Genomic DNA, 17,292 nt, shown 5'->3' on the forward strand with positions numbered 1-17,292 from the left:
TACAGACGGAAATGAGTTTGTTATAGTGGGGTAGGAATGTAAGAACGAAATCTTAGGAGGTTCTTTTATTTATGGCAAATCTTTATGATTACGCATATGATCTAGAAAAAGCAATCCGCAACAGTGAAGAATTCAACGGATTGAAAGAGGCATATGAAGCAGTAATGAGTGATGAAGCTGCGAAAAAAATGTTTGACGATTTCCGTCAGACACAAATCACGCTTCAACAAAAGCAAATGCAAGGGGAAGAGATTTCTGAGGAAGAAGTGGAAGAAGCACGTAAAGTAGTAGAGCTTGTTCAACAGCACCCACAAATCTCCAAGCTTATGGAAGAAGAACAGCGTTTGAACACTGTGATCAACGACGTAAGTCGCATCATCACAAAACCACTGGAAGAGCTTTACGGCAATCCGGAAGAACCACAACAATAATGTGAGACATACAAAAAAGAGCAGGTATTCCCTGCTCTTTTTTGTTTCTTTAAATTTCGAGAGAAGGCGGCTGGAAAATGGCTCGTTCCTAATTGCACCTATCTAAACAAGAGAAAGCGGATTGGAACAATTAGTAAACCAGAGACTTTCAGTAGATAGAGCGAGAGTGAGTATAATTGCAAAATCTTGAATTCGGTGTCGACCTATGCAGGAAAATGGTTTGCAATTGACGAAAAATTAAATAAAGAACCGGATTTCCAAATGCAGGGAGGATGAACATGAAGCATTTTATTATTGAGGAAAAAGATAATGTCGTTCATTTAAGAATTGCCCGTGGAGAGAAGTATAATGCTCTAAATGGAGAACTATTGGCTGAATTCGTTGAAGCTTTAAGTCAAGCCAACGCATCGGACTCACAAATCCTTGTGCTGTCTGGCAAGGGGGACGGTTTTTGCGCTGGTGGAGATCTTCGCATGATGAAAGAAGTTGCAGACCAGGAAAAGTATGAAAGTGTGATGGAGAACATCGAAACAATTGTAAAAACAATATATACGATGCCAAAAATAGTCATATCAGCACTTCACGGTCCTGTCGTGGGACTTGGGTTAAGTATTGCTTTATCAGCAGATTATGTCGTAGCTGAACCTGATGCTGAGTTGTCGATGAACTTTATTGGCATTGGCCTTGCACCTGATGGCGGTGGGCATTTTTGGTTGCAGGAACGTCTTGGTACACATCAAGCGAAGCACTTCGCCTGGGAAGGACAAAGGATGCGGGCAAAAGAGGCATACGATAACAAACTGGTAGACATTGTCGTGAATGGATCTGTGTTTGAAGAAGCTGATCGTATTGCCCAAGAATGGAGTACACGCCCATTAAAGGCAATGATTGCAACAAAAGAGATTTATCATCGTTATGGGCTGGATCAACTGAAGAAATACTTGCAAAACGAACGTCAAACTCAATGGCAGTTGCGGCAGACAGAAGACCACTTGGAAGGTGTGCAAGCATTTTTGGAAAAACGAAAACCGGAGTTTCGGGGGAAATAAGAAAAAGTCGCGCTTTTGTGAGCGCGACTTTTCAATGGGAAAATATGTGTGAGCTAAGCTATTAAGTTTCTACCTATGGAAGAGAACTAAATGTCCTTCAGGGGCCACGCAGCGGTGGGTGTGCTCACTGAACCCATGTTCTTCTAATTTATCAGATCCGATCTTTTTCGCTTTGTCATCATTCTCGGCTTGAAAGGTCTCATCAAGTACATTAGTTCCATCTTTCTCGAATACAGTTAAATAGTATGTTTTCATCGTTGATCCTCCTTGAATGAATAGGCGTTCATTTACTACTTTTGTTACGTAGTGGAGAAATTCCTGCAAATGTAATGATATTTTTTAAAAGAAAGTGAAACGATAAATGATTTTACCACGTATAAGAAGAATAGAAGGGGGAGAGGGCATGACCCTACGTTTACAAAAAGTTACAAAAAAATTCGGATCATTTACCGCTGTTGACCAATTATCGCTTGAAATACCGGAGAAGCAAATATTCGGTTTCCTTGGTGCAAACGGAGCAGGAAAAACGACAACGTTTCGAATGGTTCTTGGATTACTGGATCAAACCGAAGGAGACATCTCCTGGAATAATGGAGAAATAGGTTATGGAGAGAGCCATTTGATCGGTTACTTGCCTGAGGAAAGAGGTCTCTATCCAAAGTTGAAAGTACAAGATCAGCTTATTTATTTAGCTAAGCTAAGAGGGATGAACAAATCAGAGGCAATAAAAGAAATTGATATTTGGCTTGAACGTTTCAAAGTTCCAGAGTATAAGCAAAAGAAAGTGGAAGAATTATCAAAAGGGAATCAGCAAAAGATTCAATTCATTTCTGCTGTGTTACATAAACCAAAACTGTTGATTCTTGACGAGCCCTTTTCTGGTCTTGACCCCGTCAACGTGGAAATGCTGAAGGCGGCTGTCATTGACTTGAAAGAAGCGGGGACTTCTATTGTATTTTCCTCTCATAGAATGGAGCATGTCGAGGAACTATGTGAAAGTTTGTGTATTCTTCACCACGGAACTCCAGTCGTTCACGGAAAGTTGAAAGAAATAAAGAAAACATTCGGGAGGAAAAATATTAGAATCCATGCGGACTTTGACACCGAGTTTTTGAAAAACAGTCGAGGAGTTATCAAATATAAAGCACTGAGCGAAGGCTGTGAGCTTCAAATAGAAAGTGAGGATATCGCCCAAGATATTTTTGGTGAACTACACGGAAAAGGCTTTGTCCGGACTTTCGATCTTGAAGAGCCGACCCTCAACGATATTTTCATTGAAAAGGTGGGGGCTTCTTATGAATAAATTTTTCATAATGATGGGACACACATACAAAAACCGGGTGAAATCTAAGTCCTTTTTGATTACTACGATCATTACAGTCGCAATTATATTTGCTTTATCCAATTTCCAAACAATCCTTGAGGCATTCAGTGACGCAGACGAAGAAAAAAAAGTAGCTATCATCACCGAGAATGAAGGATGGTATCAATCCATTGAGCAATCCTTGTCAACCAATGAAAACCTTTCTCTTCATCCCTATGATGGAACACTGGATGATGCCAAGGCGGAGGTAGAGGAAGGAGAGTACCAATCTGTCGTTCAGATAGAACAAAATGCGGAGGAATTGCCTGAAGCGACGTACTATGCGAACCAAATAGCTAACACCGGAAATAGCGAACCCGTCAGGCAAGCCGTCCAACAGTTGAAAGTACAACAAGTGACAGAGCGAGCTAATGTCGATCCAGTTATTATCGAGCAGATTTCCGCTCCTGTATCGTTCGATCTGGTGGCTCTTGAAGAGAGTGCGAAGTCAGCTGAAGAACTGAATCAAACTAGAGGTTTAGTATATGTTATGCTTTTCTTCATGTATTTTTCAGTAATTATGTATGGACAAATGATCTCAACGGAAGTAGCCACTGAAAAGTCGAGCAGAGTCATGGAAATCCTCATCTCCAGCGTGTCACCAGTTTCTCAAATGTTTGCAAAAATCTTAGGAATTGCTCTATTAGGTTTGACTCAATTTTCCATTTTTATTGGAGTGGGTTATTTGGGAATACAACAAAGTCAGGCAACTAGTGACGGATCACTTCTTGAGATGTTTGGATTAACGGATGTAGAACCTGCTACTGTGGTATACGCTGTCGTTTTCTTCTTACTCGGCTATTTATTGTACGCAACGCTTGCCGCTACTCTAGGATCTTTAGTAAGTAGATTAGAGGATGCCCAACAATTATTAACACCGATGATATTACTGATCGTCGCAGCATTTCTTATTGCAATGTTCGGATTAGGAGCCCCAGAAGCAACGTTTATAACTGTTAGTTCCTATTTCCCATTCTTTACACCTCTGATTATGTTTTTACGTGTTGGCATGCTCGATATTCCTGTTTGGGAGGTCATCTTATCTCTTTCTATCCTTATAGGGTGTATCGCTTTGCTTGGTTGGATCGGTGCACGTGTTTATCGAGGAGGAGTTCTCATGTATGGTAAGTCCTCTTCACTTAAAGATTTTAAAACAGCTTTACAACTTTCCAAAAAAGAAAAGTAACCAAAAGCCCGGGGTATCCAAAACTCCGGGCTTTTCCTTTACCAGATTTCAAGTAAATTGCAGTATTCTGGAAGACACGATTCCGAGGCTTTTATTGCGAATAAGGGTCGGTGGGGGGAGTTCGCTTTCCAACCACCCCTGACGCCCAACAAGGCAATGAACCCCGGGAACATCTGGAAACTGAGTGTTACTGAATAGGGAGCTATTGTGGAGATTAGGAAGGGGGGAGTGGTGGGATGAGAACGTGCATTCGGTTTTAAGCTCTGTTAAAATGAAGTGGAAGGAGGTCGACATAATTGAGAGATTCCATCCGGTTTATCCATAGTGCCGATTTACATATTGACAGTCTTTTTAAGACGAAAGGACATTTACCCCAGGAGTTGTTAGAACAACTAAGAGCGAGCACCTTTGAAGCGTTTGATCGTTTAATCGATGCTTGTATCCAGCATCAAGTCGACTTTTTGATAATTACTGGTGACTTATATAATGAAGAAATTCGTAGTTTGAAGGCACAAGTTCACCTTCGTCGTGGTTTTGAGCGGTTACAAAAAAATGGTATTTCCGTTTATATTAGCTATGGAAATCACGATTTTGTAAAAGGAAGCAAGCATCCGATCGAATTACCGAATAATGTTCATATATTTACAAGCGAACATGTCAGTTATTTTCCTTTCAAAAAAAACGGTATTGTAGTCGCTCATATTTATGGCTTCAGTTATGAGACAAGAGAGGTGAAGGAACGGAAAGTGGCTTCCTACAAACGAGTTGGAGAAGCTGCCTATCATATCGGGATGTTACATGGCAGTGTTGAAACCAATACGGAGCATGATGTATATGCACCATTTTCAATAGAAGAGTTAAAGAATCAAGGGATGGATTATTGGGCACTCGGACATATTCACAAAAGAGAGGTTTTATCGGAAGACCCTCCTATCATTTATCCAGGTAATATTCAGGGAAGATCGCGGAAAGAGGCAGGAGAAAAAGGATGTTACCTTGTAGAAAATGCCCAGGGAACGTGGAACCATACATTCCTTCCGCTACATAGTTTTACTTATGAAACAGCAATAGTTGAATGTGGTCACCTAAACTCCCCGGACCAACTTGAAAAAGCGCTTGAAGAAGCAAAAAAAAGAGTGGAAGCAAATTACACTTCCACAATGCTTACCATCACATTAAGGACGGATCACTCTAATTTGAGGGAATGGAAATTAACTGGATACATAGATGAATGGGTGGAAATTGTGAACGCTACGGAAGATACAGGTAGTAATGAATGGATTTGGATTGACGATGTGAAAATTATCGATCGGCCACAGTGGAATGAAACGGAGTTATTGAAGGGACATCATTTCACTGGTGAATTATTACGAAGTATCCAAAGTTTAGGGAAGAAGGAAATGGAGGATTGGCTCGATCCATTATTTACACATAGGAAAATGTACAAATATGTTCAATCGTTGACGGATGTGGAGAAAGAGGATGCATTGGAAGAAGCAAAGAGGATGATGGTGGAACACTTTATGAGTGGTGAAAAGAGGCAAGGGTCATGAAAATAAAAGAATTTAAAATCTACGGGTTCGGTAAATGGAAGGATTTCTCGGCATCTCTGTCAGGAGACCAACTGAGTCTAGTGACAGGAAAAAATGAAGCAGGGAAATCAACATTATATCACTTTATATTATTTATGCTTTTCGGTTTACCACCTAAACAGCGGGAATTTTATCTTCCGAAGAATGGTGGTCCACTCGGTGGTCAGCTTTGCCTCGAGACCCATGACTACGGACGAGTCATAATAGAACGCATCCATGATCGAGATAATGGCAGAGCTCTTTGTCGTCTTGAGTCTGGTCATGAGTTTGGGGAAGAGTGGTTGCAACAGTTGCTTGACGGTATGGAAAGGAAAGGTTATGAAACTACGTATGGGTTTAATGCTGATGATTTATTGCGTCTCCAGCATTTGTCTGGAAATGAATTGGGAGAAGTGCTACTCAATATTGGGTTAACAGGGTCTGATCAAATTTATCAAGCAGAGAAATGGTTGCAGAAACAATTGGATAGTAAATTCAAGCCTAAAGGAAAGAAACCAGAGATAAATGCACAGATGGAGATTGTGGAACAATTAGAACAGAAGAAGAAGAAGCTCGAAAGTGAAGAAGGTGAATATTTTCGCCTTCAAGAAGATAAACAGACAAAAGTAGAGCAAATAGAAGAGCTCGAAAAAGCCTGGACAGCTAAAACGAATGAAATTTATGCGATAGAACAACTTCTGAAAACCCGCCCCCTCCTCGTAGAATATTACCAAATGATAGGGAAAGAGAAAGAACAACAGATGGTCAAGTTCCCCGAAGCAGGTGTTGAACGGTACTACCAGTTAAAAGAGAAGATGTTACCGTTACAATCAGAAGAACAGTTGCTTCAATCTAATTTAAAGGAACTTTATCAGGCAGCCGATGAACTGAAGGAAGTAAAGAATCAGGAGGTATTGAATGAAGGGAAATGGTTGCATGATGTACAGCGGAACGAATATGAAAAAGCGTCATTTGAATACGATCGTCTTCAACAGCAATTTGAAAAAATAAAGGAACAATTGAAACAAGAGTTGACTTATATCGATGCCCCGTTAGAAGAGCATGAACTAGAAGAATATCCCCTCCCTTTTTATATTGAGGAGACTTGGCGTGATTTGAAAAATGAAAAAGAGGAACTTGATCGTGAACAGACATTTTATAAAGAGCAGGAAACAGATATTGAACGGGAGTTTAATAAGATAGAGAAAAGAAAACATACCATTGAGGAAAAGAGAATCAGTGAGAACCAGAGGAGAGAATTAGAAGAAAAACTTCAGAATACTTACGAATCAGCCGTCACCGCTGATGAAGGAAACACATCCAGGTTAAAAAAACGCCGTTTATATGCTATCAGTGCTGCGATCGGTACATTTGTAGTAGGGAGTTTATTTCAGACAATCACCTCTAGCCTAGAAGTATTTATAGTCATGCTCATTATTGGCTTGTTTTTTGTTTTTTATAGTTACAATATCCATAAGAAAATAGAGAGTTATCCTTTAGCTGCTGACCAGCTCGCAATACCTTCTCATGAAATGGAGGAGGCCCGCTGGCAACTTCAGCAAGATGACAAGCAAATGACGGAATGGAATCACTTACATGAACAATGGAAGCAGCTGAACCAGGAAGAAATCCGCTTACAAGAAAAGAAGCGTCTTTTATTTCAACGTCAAACAAGGTTGGAAGCTGCAATGCGTGAACAAAAAAACCTTTACCCCTTTCTGACCTCTCTTAAAGTGCAACATTGGGAGAAGCTTTATCATCTTTTGGTGCATGCAAAAGATAAAAAGCTTGAGTTGCTCAGGATGGAAAAGGAAAGTCAGTCGTTTAAGAAAACAATGAAGCAAATAGAGGATGATCTGAGAACTTTCTTTAGTGATAGGAAATGGGAATTTAATGAGGATAACATGAAAGCCAACTGGCAACATCTACAGGACTGGGTTTATGAACAAGAGCGAGTAGACGTCAGAATAAACGAGTTGGAAAAGAAGATCCGTACCGTTCAACATCAATTAAAAGAGAATACGACGAGGTTATATGCTTATTATGATGAAAAAGAGAGCTTGTTTAAAGAGGCAGAGGTAAATTCAGAAGAAGCGTTCTATGATAGAGCGAAACAAAAGGAGGTTCAGCAAGAAAGACAAGCGAAAATCCTGGATTTGGAAGGTCAATTGAAGGGAATGCTCTCAGAAAAAGAACAGAGAGATTTTCAAGTTTGGGAAGCCGTTCCGGAAGAGTCTGAACTCCTCTCCCGCTTAAATACAGTCAAGCTCAGAAAAGAGGGGTTGGAAGAAGAGCGTAAACAAACCCAACAATCTTTAGCGGACACAAAAAGTGAAATTAGCAGGTTGGAAAATTCTGACGAGCGTTCCTCAATCACTCACAGACTGCAAGCAGAAAAAGAGAAGCTCCAAAGAAAGGCACGAGAATGGACCATTTACCAATTAGCCTTGAAGTCGCTAGAGAAGACAAAACAAACCTATAAAGACAAATACTTGCCCCAAGTCATCAACAAAGCCATCAATTACATTATTAAACTAACAGAAGGAAAATATGTGGATATTTATATCCATGCTGAAGATGAAAAGGTTAGAATAACCGATAGAGAGGGTATCATTTATCTACCGGAAGAATTATCAAGAGGGACACGTGATCAACTCTATGTAGCATTTCGCTTTGCTTTAGGTGAGACGATGGCAGATAAAAGCTCGATGCCTTTTTTAATTGACGATGCTTTCGTCCATTTCGACTCTACTCGCCTACGCATAATGACAGAAATTATTGAAGAATTGGCATCAAGGCATCAAGTAGTCCTTTTTACGTGGAAGGGGGAATTAGATGTATGGTTTCAATCGCCAGATGTGCTACATTTATAACAAAATGGTGTATAAGTTCGCAATATCGACACTTTAATGATAAAATGTTTTAAGATTACTTGAGGAATAAGCAAATGGAGGGTTTCCATTGCCAGAGACAAACAATAAAGAATGGAACAAATATGAAGAAACGATTGAACAATTCATCCAAGTGATTGCGAAGAATATGAGCTTGTACGGAGTTACTCCGTCGATCGGGCGCTTGTACGGTGTTCTCTATTTTTCACAAGAACCAATGACATTGGATGACATGAGAAGTGCATTAGAAATGAGCAAGACAAGCATGTCTACAGGAGTAAGAGCCTTATCTGACATGAAAATGGTAGAACCTTCATTCAAGAAAGGTATCCGAAAAGACCTGTATAAGTCTGAAGAAGACTGGTACAAGTCTTTTACTTCCTTATTCGGCAGTCGATGGAGACATCATACAGAGACAAATATCGAGGAAGCTGATGAAGCCATTCAAGAGCTTAGAGAAATCCAGGAAAATACGGAAGACGAAGCCCTCAAAGGTAAGATTACAGAGGATATCGATCGCTTAGAGTATGCTCAAAATTACTACCGCTGGTTAATGAAGTTTATTCACGTTATAGAATCTGGAGAGATATTCAAGTACGTACCTAAAATTGATCAAAGCGGCAAAAAATAATGGGCTGCCCCCATCACCTGTATTTTATCCAATGATGAAACATAGGGAGAGGGGCTTTTTTTATGTAATTTCGTATGAAGATTCCCTTCTCATCAAAACCAGGTGATATCTTTATCCTTCTTAGGAGCTTGTTCATATTTATCTTTCCTGCATCATAGAATAGATACAAAAGAAGCAGGGAGGATGTAACCATGTTATTTGGTCTTCCGATTTGGGTATTTCTTTGTATTGTTTTTATATTTATCAGCGGGTATATGGCGGTCCGGGCCATGAGAGCGGAACATAATCTAGAACAGGAGCATATTGAGCGTGAGGGACAAGTGTACTTGAAAAGAATGGAACAAGAGAAAGAACGTCGTGGAAAAAGGAGTACTATGACATCAGAATAAAAGCCAGGTGAGTGGCTCACCTGGCTTTTTGGGCATGGTATTATATTATTTTTCAGCGTTTTCTTCTTCTGTGTCCGTTCCTTCTTCAGTTGGAGCAGATTGCTTATCGAAGAGACCTTCGAATTCATCAATTTTCACATCGACTTCTGCTTCATCTATCAATTGGTCCATTTTGCTTTGCAGCTCTGCCTGATCGACTTTTTGGCTAGTTAAGGTACGTTTAATTTCGTCTTTCATGTCTTCAAAAGATTCCACGTCTTCTTTCTCACGCTTGTCCGTAACCTTAATGATGTGATACCCGAATTGAGATTGTACAGGTTCACTCACTTCACCCGGTTCCAGTTCATAGGCTTTGTCCTCAAATTCTGCTACCATTTCTCCCGGACCGAACCAGCCAAGTTTACCACCCTGTTCAGCGGAGCCGTCAGAGGAATATTCACTTGCAAGTGCGCCGAAGTCCTCGCCGTCCTCAAGTTTTTGTTTTACTTCCTTAGCTGTTTCTTCGTCTTCAACAAGTATATGGCTCGCTTGAATTTCTGTCTTCATTCGTTCATAGTAATTTTGCATTTCTTCTTCTGTAATTTCAATTCCATCAGAAGCTGCTTTCTCTTGAAGAAGGCTCATTCGGACGGTTTCTTTGAATTCTTCTTCATCACTAAAACCGTTTTGTTGAAGGAGAGATTCGAAGTTCTCACCGTATTGTTCTTTTATGGTTTCGAATTCTTGATTTACTGCTTCTTCAGATACTTCATAGTTGTTGTTAAGAACCTCTTTCATGACAAGGGATTGTAGTACTTGTTCCCCATATTGGTTTTTTAGTTCTTCATAGAATTCCTCTTTGGTGACTTCCCCACCGTTTGTTTCTACAACTGCCTCTGATTCATCTGCATTTGATGAACATGCTGATAAGGTGAATACGCTCGCTGCCAATGCAGCAGTGATGGCTACTTTTTTCATATTCTTGACACTCCTAAAACTTATTATGGTTTTTTTGACGTAGAGGTTTGCCACAGCCTATGAGTAAATATAACACAATATATCCTCAATGTTCTATACTGGGCTGTGAAAATATAGAAATGAACGGATATATAGGAAACAAGTATAAAAAAAACAGGCCGGAATCACAGTTACCGGCCTGCTCGATTAAAGTGTATTTAGGACTTCCACGTAAGAAGATATCAGTAAAATTGTAATCAGTACATTTATTGTGCGGAAAACACGGGTTTGCTTTTCGTTCGACATCTTCGTTTTTGTACATAAGGAATGTGTGAGTGAGTTAAACACGAATAAAATGACGAGCGCGTACAAGCTGAATCCGATTGCCATGTTGAAACCTCCTTTATTCCCTATGAAACTACTCTATCAAAGTTTGGAAGGATTGAACAGAAAAAACGGATGGGAATTGCCTAAAGCGGAGAAAAAGTTTACATCTCCCTTCAAACATATTTAAACAAACTCTTCCTTTACGAGAACTTGAATCCGGTATATATAAACTTCAAAGGGAGGTTCAGTGAAGAAATGTTCTCGTTTTCGCGGAGGTACGGTCAAGCTTACTCCAGTTCCTTGAGTATCTCTATTAGTACACACTGGAACTTTTTTCCCATGTTTCGGGGGTTCCCATTTAACAAAACTAAAAAATGAGAACTTTGAAAAGTATCTAAAACAATGTTTGAAAATTTTTTCCCACTCCAATGATAGCTAGCTTGTTTCATTCATCCTGATGTATTAATTATGATAAAGATCGGAGAAAGAGAAAAGCAACGTTCATTAGTTTGAACGTTGCTTCTTTTAAGCTTTTGGTTGTTGCACTAAAATATCGTAGCCTTCTTTAGCATTTTCAATCAAGCATTTCTTCGGTGCTTTAGCAAAATAGTTCAGGTATAGAAAGTCTGAAAACGAAAGCCCGATATTTACCGAAGCAAAAAGGACAAGATATGCGAAATAATTAGGGAAGACATATCCCATGATGAGCGCTGGCATCGTAATCAAAAACGTTGGTGCTAAAGCCATCAGAATCGATGTCTTTTTGGATAATTTTGATTTGCATTGATATGTGAATGTCGGAACATAACGTTTTTTGAATTTGAATTTCACACGGAGCCGCTTATAGCTCAGCATCAATGGCAGCATATGCATAAGTCTATGCATGGAAGGCAAAAAGAATAATATAATCAATAATGGCAAGAATCCGTGATCATTCATCTCATGTGTACCGTGAATCATAGAGAATGGCAGGTACAAAATCAAAAACGATAGCAATCCTGTAAGAAATGACAGGAGATAAACACGATTATGCCCGAATTCTTTATTGATGTTCACTGATTTCCAGCAGTTCATCATAAGAATCCCTCCCTTACAACAAAAAATACTGTGAATTTATTATGATTATCGATATGATAGTATTATTAGTCATGATTTATTTGTTTGGCACAAGACGAATAATAGTATGTTTACAGAGAAAAAGCAATAGGTTTTCAATAAAAAATTATATGCTTTTTTTTCGATAATAATAGTGACTTTAAAACATTGGTATGACAGTAGTTATAGGAAATAGTGGAGGGAGCAGCTTGGAGAAAGAAAATCGATGTCGTACATTTTCATTCCAACTGAAATTATTACTGGAGATCGACGAAATACAGAAGTATCCTTTTAAAAAGTTAGTCATTGAAAAGGAATTAACAGAACAAGAGTATGAAGAGACATTGAATCTTTTACAAACGTTAACACATACATACGAGAGGGACGCAGAAAGTGGATTGATCGATCATTCCGCTCTGTTACTTCATTATGCAGGGATGCTTTGCTACAAACTTCCAGTCGAAGAGACCTTGTATGCCTTGGATAAAGAAGGTCTTTATCCGGCATTGACTCAGAAATTGATAAATATTTTACAAAAATAAAAAACCTTTCCCCCTAGGTTTGATGGTGGAAAGGTTTTTTTACGTTTTAAGAATAATGATTTTCAACATTGCTCTGAAACAAATCAAATGGTAAGAAGTGACTAAACTTTGGAAGGACAGCCCACTCCATTTGTTTCAAGCGCTTACACAAAGCGAAAATTTTGAAATTAGGATGATCTGGATTTCTTTTTATAATCTTCAATATCTGTCGGTTGTTGTATGGCCGGCTCTTCTTCGATATTCTCTAAAGAACGTTCTAAAATTTCCATGTATTCATCGCCATAAATTTCTTTTATAAGTGCAGATAAATCCAAAAATTCCGGAAGTTTTCCGTACATCTCCGTCATCGGCATAACACCTCGAAGCACAGAGTTATCTTCGGGGCTATATTCGTTCAATGTCGCTTCTAAAAGGTCGTCTCCCTCTGCTGTCAATTCTACATAGGTGTTCCTTTTATCATTCTCTCGTTTCGAAAACTGAAGCAGACCGCGTTTCTCCATTTTTTTGGAAAAATTGAAGGCAGTGGAGACATGCATAACCCCATATTTTGAGATTTCTGAAATGCTCGCCCCTTTCAGGTGATACGCAATCCACAAAATATGATGTTCATTGATGTTTAATTGAAAAGGTTTGATCCAATCTTGCCAATCCTTTTCAATGGCTTTCCAAAGTGCTTTGGATAGTTGAGCCATTTTATGACTATAAAAGATGGCTTCTCGTTTTGAGATCTTATCCTTCATTTCATCTCACACCCTCTTAAGGTATTTCTTATATTCTATTGTGACAGGTTTATCTACAATAAGAAAGGAATAATGTGTTGAAGTTCATATATAAATTTCTCATATTTCTAATGATATAAAATTTTTAGGAATTATCAAGATATAATTTGCCGAAAAAATATATAAACGAGAAGCGTCTCATTCAGACGCTTCTCATTTATACAGGTTCTGTTAATAGGAAGTTTTGAAAGGGGTTTCATTAATGGTGAAATGGAAAGGATAGTTCATTCGTGTACTCCTCAACGCTCAGGATCTATACCATCGAAGGCTTGAGCAATCCATTCGTGAAAACTGATCATATCCTCGATCCGATGATATAAGTCATCAGCAAGTTGCATTTTTTCCTGGTCAGAGTAATCTTGAATCCGGCTTTTCAGTTCCTCCTCCATAACATTCAATGAATTCTTCTGCTCAATTGCTGCTTCCTGCCATTTCTTTATATAGGAGGACATGAAGTTCCTGTAAAGATTTTCATTTGCCTGATAGAGGTCTTTACGGAAGCCTTTTTTCCATACTCGTTCTACGAGACCCTGGTCCAATAGTGCCCTTACCCCATTGCTCATGGCTGTTTTACTTTTCCCTAGTGCCTCGCTCATTTCATCTAATGTCATGGGAGTTTGATGTAAATAGAGTGTAACGAACAGGCGTGCATCTTGTGGAGATAGACCAAACATTTCTAAAGTCTTTGAAAATTCATGCGTGACTTTTGTATGGATAGTTTCAAGGATGTGGGGGTCATTTGTTACCATATGATCCTCCTTCAAAAGTTTTCTAAGAACACATTACTATAGTTGGTAATTTTTTTAAAATGTCGAAAAGGATAGAAAATTGGAGTTATTTAGAGGAAAAATGGGAGATCAAGTCTCTTTTCTTTGTACAGTTTGAACTGTACGTAATATTTGTTCTTGTTTGAAAGAATTTATCGTTTGAACTTTCTGTTACAAATAGGTTACAGTATATGAGGTAGTTGATTGAGTACGGAAATAAAAACAATAAAACGTACCATAATAATGAGAAAAGAAGAGGTGACAGATGTGCCGATCATACAAGTAGAGAACTTGTCTAAAATATTCGGAAAGAATGCCAAAAAGGCAACGAAATATCTAGATGAGGGATTATCTAAAGAGGAAATTCTTGAAAAAACCGGAAACACAGTCGGTGTTAACCGTGCGTCCTTTGATGTTGAAGCAGGAGAAATATTTGTCATTATGGGCTTATCAGGGAGTGGTAAATCCACACTCGTCCGATTGATAAATCGATTGATTGACCCTACGGAAGGTAGTGTTTATATCGATGGGGAAGATTTAGCACAAATGGACGGTAAAAATTTGCGTAACGTACGTCGTGAAAAATTGAGCATGGTGTTCCAACGTTTCGGTCTCTTCCCACACCGTACCGTACTGGAAAATGCAGAGTTTGGACTTGAAGTTCAAGGAATTGATAAAAACGAACGTCAAGAAAAAGCCAAGAAATCATTGGAAATGGTCGGGTTAGGAGGTTACATCCACCAATTTCCAGGTCAATTGTCGGGAGGTATGCAGCAACGAGTGGGATTAGCTCGTGCCCTAGCTAACGATCCTGAAGTACTGCTAATGGACGAAGCATTCTCGGCACTAGACCCTCTTATCCGAAAAGAAATGCAGGATGAATTATTGGAACTTCAAGAGTCAATGAAAAAGACAATCTTATTCATCACGCATGACCTTGATGAAGCCTTGAGAATCGGTGATCGAATCGCACTAATGAAGGATGGTCGGATCGTACAGATCGGTACCCCAGAAGAAATCCTCGTTAACCCCGCAAATGATTATGTGGAGAAATTCGTCGAGGATGTCGATCGTTCCAAAGTGTTGAACGCTGAACATATTATGAAGCGGCCAGAAACCGTTAATATTGAAAAACACGGCCCAAGAGCTGCATTAGAACGGATGCGAAAAGAAGGGCTTTCAAGCATCTATGTTACGGATACGAAAAGGAACTTGCATGGATATGTGGTGGCAGAAGATGTATCAGATGCAGCAAAACAAGAGAAGAAAGACTTGAAAGAGATCTTAAAAACCGATGTCCCTAAAGTCAATACTCAAACCCCTATGCAGGAAATATTTGATTTAATTCATGATGCACCTGTCCCGGTGGCGGTTGTTGAAGATGGGAAATTGAAGGGCATTATTGTAAGAGGAGCCGTCATTGCGGCACTAGCTGGAAGTGAGGTGAACCTAAATGGAATTGATTCCTAAATTACCCGTAGCAGATTGGATTGATGCTGCAACAGATTGGACAACGGAAACTTTTGAATTCTTATTTGATTTTATAAAAAATGACTTTGGTGACTTTATTGAAATTGTTGCCGAAGATTGGTTGATGGGAATTCCAATCTGGTTGTTCATCATTGTAGTAGGGGTTCTCGCGTTTTTCGTCTCAGGGAAGAAACTGGGCCTCACAGCTTTCTCGGTCATCGGACTTTGGTTTATCGCTAACCAGGAGCTATGGGAAGAGTTGATGAACACATTTACACTCGTTATTTTTGCCAGTTTGATTTCAGTCATAATTGGCGTTCCATTCGGTATTTGGATGGCGAAAAGTAAGGTAGTAGAAAAAATACTTACACCTATTTTAGATTTCATGCAAACCATGCCGGCGTTTGTTTATTTAATACCTGCTGTTGCTTTCTTCAGTATTGGAATGGTTCCCGGCGTATTCGCATCCGTCATTTTTGCTACACCTCCGACGGTTCGTTTTACTAACCTTGGAATTCGTCAAGTGTCCCATGAATTGATTGAAGCATCTGATTCTTTCGGTACTACCGGGACACAGAAATTGTTTAAAGTTCAGTTGCCGATGGCAAAGAAGACGATCATGGCTGGGATAAACCAAACCGTTATGCTTGCGTTATCTATGGTTGTTATTGCTTCAATGATCGGGGCTAAAGGACTCGGACAGACCGTTATCACGGGTCTTCAGCGTGCCGAAGTAGGTACTGGATTCGTAGCAGGCTTGGGAATTGTTATTCTTGCGATTATTATTGATCGCTTTACGCAAAATCTGAACACGCAACGTGGGGAACAGTAATCATCGATAATAAAGGGTCAATTTTGGCCCTTCTATTATAAAAACAATTTTAATGGGGAGAGGATTAAATGTTTAACTGGAATTGGAAACGTTTCGGCATGGTTGCCGGACTATCATTAACACTCGTGGCTGCAGGATGTGGATCTTCGGATGAAGAAGGTTCTGAAACCAATGGAGACAGTGATGGCGGAGAATCCGCTTCTGAGGTGAACTATGGAGAAGAAATGGGTTATGAAATCACTGGCATCGAAGCTGGTGCTGGAGTTGTCGGAGCAGCAGAATCAGCTGTAGAAGAATACGAAAACTTGAATGGATGGGAAGTTTCCACATCATCTTCTGGTGCAATGGCAACAGCTCTAGGTGAAGCGATTGAAAATGAAGAACCAATCGTTGTTACTGGCTGGACTCCACACTGGAAGTTTGCCAAATATGATTTGAAATACCTTGAAGATCCAAAAGAAGTCTTTGGTGGAGAAGAACAAATCAAGACAATGGTCCGTGAAGGTCTTGAAGAAGAGAAACCAAATGCATATAAAATCTTAGATCAATTTAGCTGGGAAGCTGCTGATATGGAATCTATAATGCTTGAAATATCCAATGGTACAGATGTAGCAGAAGCGGCTCAAAACTGGATTGAAGAAAATCAGGACAAAGTGGGTAGTTGGACAGAAGGTACAGAAAAAGTAGACGGCACAGAAGTTGAGCTTGTGTATGTAAACTGGGATTCTGAAATTGCTTCTACGAATGTCATTGCTGAAGTGATGAAAGAGCAAGGTTTTGATGTAACGATCACTCCTTTGGATAATGGTCCAATGTGGGAATCTGTAGCTGCAGGAGAAGTAACTGGAATGGTTGCAGCATGGTTGCCAGGTACACATGGTGATCTTTATGAACAACACAAGGACAATCTAGTAGATTTAGGTGCAAACCTTGAAGGCGCGAAAATCGGCCTGGTTGTTCCTGAATACATGGAAGTTGACTCAATTGAAGATTTAGAAGCAGCGGAATAATGATTTCCAGCGGGCGAGGACTT

At 39.5% G+C, this 17,292-nt stretch carries 18 protein-coding genes; 12 read left to right on the plus strand and 6 right to left on the minus strand.

Annotated features, from left to right (window positions below):
• Positions 1 to 71 precede the first annotated feature (71 nt).
• Positions 72 to 431, plus strand: coding sequence for a YlbF/YmcA family competence regulator (locus BMZ58_RS06480; protein WP_075035743.1), 360 nt, complete (start codon positions 72 to 74; stop codon positions 429 to 431).
• A gap of 278 nt (positions 432 to 709) precedes the next feature.
• Complete coding sequence (locus BMZ58_RS06485; protein WP_075035744.1) at positions 710 to 1,480, plus strand: enoyl-CoA hydratase; 771 nt, start codon at positions 710 to 712, stop codon at positions 1,478 to 1,480.
• Positions 1,481 to 1,549: 69 nt separating this feature from the next.
• Here BMZ58_RS06485 and BMZ58_RS06490 read toward each other — a convergent pair whose 3' ends face one another.
• Positions 1,550 to 1,735 (minus strand): YhzD family protein, encoded by a 186-nt coding sequence (locus tag BMZ58_RS06490; RefSeq protein WP_075035745.1) that lies wholly within the window; start codon positions 1,733 to 1,735, stop codon positions 1,550 to 1,552.
• 148 nt (positions 1,736 to 1,883) lie between these two features.
• On the opposite strand from BMZ58_RS06490, the gene BMZ58_RS06495 reads away from it, so the two are divergent.
• The 6 genes from BMZ58_RS06495 (at position 1,884) to BMZ58_RS06525 (ending at position 9,511) form a co-directional block, all read left to right on the plus strand.
• Positions 1,884 to 2,783 carry an ABC transporter ATP-binding protein gene (locus BMZ58_RS06495; RefSeq protein ID WP_075035746.1) on the plus strand — a complete coding sequence of 300 codons (900 nt, stop codon included), beginning with the start codon at positions 1,884 to 1,886 and terminating at the stop codon, positions 2,781 to 2,783.
• Positions 2,776 to 4,029 carry an ABC transporter permease gene (locus BMZ58_RS06500; protein ID WP_075035747.1) on the plus strand — a complete coding sequence of 418 codons (1,254 nt, stop codon included), beginning with the start codon at positions 2,776 to 2,778 and terminating at the stop codon, positions 4,027 to 4,029. Before BMZ58_RS06495 ends, BMZ58_RS06500 begins: the two co-directional genes overlap by 8 nt.
• 296 nt (positions 4,030 to 4,325) lie before the next feature.
• Entirely contained in the window at positions 4,326 to 5,582 is a 1,257-nt protein-coding gene (locus tag BMZ58_RS06505) for a metallophosphoesterase family protein (protein WP_075035748.1), read from the plus strand.
• Entirely contained in the window at positions 5,579 to 8,473 is a 2,895-nt protein-coding gene (locus BMZ58_RS06510) for an ATP-binding protein (RefSeq protein ID WP_075035749.1), read from the plus strand. Before BMZ58_RS06505 ends, BMZ58_RS06510 begins: the two co-directional genes overlap by 4 nt.
• Before the next feature lie 88 nt (positions 8,474 to 8,561).
• Entirely contained in the window at positions 8,562 to 9,122 is a 561-nt protein-coding gene (locus BMZ58_RS06515; RefSeq protein ID WP_075035750.1) for a GbsR/MarR family transcriptional regulator, read from the plus strand.
• A gap of 191 nt (positions 9,123 to 9,313) precedes the next feature.
• The gene (locus tag BMZ58_RS06525; protein ID WP_075035752.1) at positions 9,314 to 9,511 is read left to right on the plus strand and encodes a sporulation YhaL family protein; all 198 of its coding nucleotides are present in this window, start codon (positions 9,314 to 9,316) and stop codon (positions 9,509 to 9,511) included.
• Between the two features lie 45 nt (positions 9,512 to 9,556).
• Here the strand turns inward: BMZ58_RS06525 and BMZ58_RS06530 are convergent, their stop codons facing one another.
• The 3 genes from BMZ58_RS06530 to BMZ58_RS06540 form a co-directional block, all read right to left on the minus strand.
• On the minus strand, positions 9,557 to 10,468 hold the full coding sequence (locus BMZ58_RS06530) for a peptidylprolyl isomerase (protein WP_075035753.1): 912 nt from the start codon (positions 10,466 to 10,468) through the stop codon (positions 9,557 to 9,559).
• 186 nt (positions 10,469 to 10,654) lie between these two features.
• Complete coding sequence (locus BMZ58_RS06535) at positions 10,655 to 10,837, minus strand: hypothetical protein (protein WP_075035754.1); 183 nt, start codon at positions 10,835 to 10,837, stop codon at positions 10,655 to 10,657.
• Between the two features lie 462 nt (positions 10,838 to 11,299).
• Complete coding sequence (locus BMZ58_RS06540; RefSeq protein ID WP_083412578.1) at positions 11,300 to 11,851, minus strand: DUF3267 domain-containing protein; 552 nt, start codon at positions 11,849 to 11,851, stop codon at positions 11,300 to 11,302.
• 227 nt (positions 11,852 to 12,078) lie between these two features.
• On the opposite strand from BMZ58_RS06540, the gene BMZ58_RS06545 reads away from it, so the two are divergent.
• On the plus strand, positions 12,079 to 12,411 hold the full coding sequence (locus BMZ58_RS06545; protein WP_075035755.1) for a DUF1878 family protein: 333 nt from the start codon (positions 12,079 to 12,081) through the stop codon (positions 12,409 to 12,411).
• Between the two features lie 167 nt (positions 12,412 to 12,578).
• Here BMZ58_RS06545 and BMZ58_RS06550 read toward each other — a convergent pair whose 3' ends face one another.
• Entirely contained in the window at positions 12,579 to 13,151 is a 573-nt protein-coding gene (locus BMZ58_RS06550; protein ID WP_075035756.1) for an HTH-type transcriptional regulator Hpr, read from the minus strand.
• A 278-nt stretch (positions 13,152 to 13,429) separates the two neighbouring features.
• Entirely contained in the window at positions 13,430 to 13,939 is a 510-nt protein-coding gene (locus BMZ58_RS06555; protein WP_075035757.1) for a GbsR/MarR family transcriptional regulator, read from the minus strand.
• Between the two features lie 285 nt (positions 13,940 to 14,224).
• Between BMZ58_RS06555 and BMZ58_RS06560 the strand changes: the two genes are divergently transcribed.
• From BMZ58_RS06560 to BMZ58_RS06570, 3 genes are all read left to right on the plus strand, one after another.
• Entirely contained in the window at positions 14,225 to 15,427 is a 1,203-nt protein-coding gene (locus tag BMZ58_RS06560) for a quaternary amine ABC transporter ATP-binding protein (RefSeq protein WP_075035995.1), read from the plus strand.
• Positions 15,411 to 16,259, plus strand: coding sequence for an ABC transporter permease (locus tag BMZ58_RS06565; protein WP_075035758.1), 849 nt, complete (start codon positions 15,411 to 15,413; stop codon positions 16,257 to 16,259). The genes BMZ58_RS06560 and BMZ58_RS06565 overlap by 17 nt, the downstream gene beginning before the upstream one ends.
• A 68-nt stretch (positions 16,260 to 16,327) precedes the next feature.
• Positions 16,328 to 17,269, plus strand: a complete 942-nt coding sequence (locus BMZ58_RS06570; RefSeq protein WP_075035759.1) for a glycine betaine ABC transporter substrate-binding protein — start codon at positions 16,328 to 16,330, stop codon at positions 17,267 to 17,269.
• Positions 17,270 to 17,292 lie beyond the last annotated feature (23 nt).

This window comes from Halobacillus dabanensis (genome assembly GCF_900114165.1).
In the GTDB taxonomy this organism is placed as follows: domain Bacteria; phylum Bacillota; class Bacilli; order Bacillales; family Halobacillaceae; genus Halobacillus; species Halobacillus dabanensis.

Bases quoted from the DNA above. Each gene is read 5' to 3' on its own strand.
- BMZ58_RS06480 (WP_075035743.1), top strand. From the start codon at position 72: ATGGCAAATCTTTATGATTACGCATATGATCTAGAAAAAGCAATCCGC.
- BMZ58_RS06485 (WP_075035744.1), top strand. From the start codon at position 710: ATGAAGCATTTTATTATTGAGGAAAAAGATAATGTCGTTCATTTAAGA.
- BMZ58_RS06490 (WP_075035745.1), bottom strand. From the start codon at position 1,735: ATGAAAACATACTATTTAACTGTATTCGAGAAAGATGGAACTAATGTA.
- BMZ58_RS06495 (WP_075035746.1), top strand. From the start codon at position 1,884: ATGACCCTACGTTTACAAAAAGTTACAAAAAAATTCGGATCATTTACC.
- BMZ58_RS06500 (WP_075035747.1), top strand. From the start codon at position 2,776: ATGAATAAATTTTTCATAATGATGGGACACACATACAAAAACCGGGTG.
- BMZ58_RS06510 (WP_075035749.1), top strand. From the start codon at position 5,579: ATGAAAATAAAAGAATTTAAAATCTACGGGTTCGGTAAATGGAAGGAT.
- BMZ58_RS06525 (WP_075035752.1), top strand. From the start codon at position 9,314: ATGTTATTTGGTCTTCCGATTTGGGTATTTCTTTGTATTGTTTTTATA.
- BMZ58_RS06530 (WP_075035753.1), bottom strand. From the start codon at position 10,468: ATGAAAAAAGTAGCCATCACTGCTGCATTGGCAGCGAGCGTATTCACC.
- BMZ58_RS06535 (WP_075035754.1), bottom strand. From the start codon at position 10,837: ATGGCAATCGGATTCAGCTTGTACGCGCTCGTCATTTTATTCGTGTTT.
- BMZ58_RS06540 (WP_083412578.1), bottom strand. From the start codon at position 11,851: ATGATGAACTGCTGGAAATCAGTGAACATCAATAAAGAATTCGGGCAT.
- BMZ58_RS06550 (WP_075035756.1), bottom strand. From the start codon at position 13,151: ATGAAGGATAAGATCTCAAAACGAGAAGCCATCTTTTATAGTCATAAA.
- BMZ58_RS06555 (WP_075035757.1), bottom strand. From the start codon at position 13,939: ATGGTAACAAATGACCCCCACATCCTTGAAACTATCCATACAAAAGTC.
- BMZ58_RS06565 (WP_075035758.1), top strand. From the start codon at position 15,411: ATGGAATTGATTCCTAAATTACCCGTAGCAGATTGGATTGATGCTGCA.
- BMZ58_RS06570 (WP_075035759.1), top strand. From the start codon at position 16,328: ATGTTTAACTGGAATTGGAAACGTTTCGGCATGGTTGCCGGACTATCA.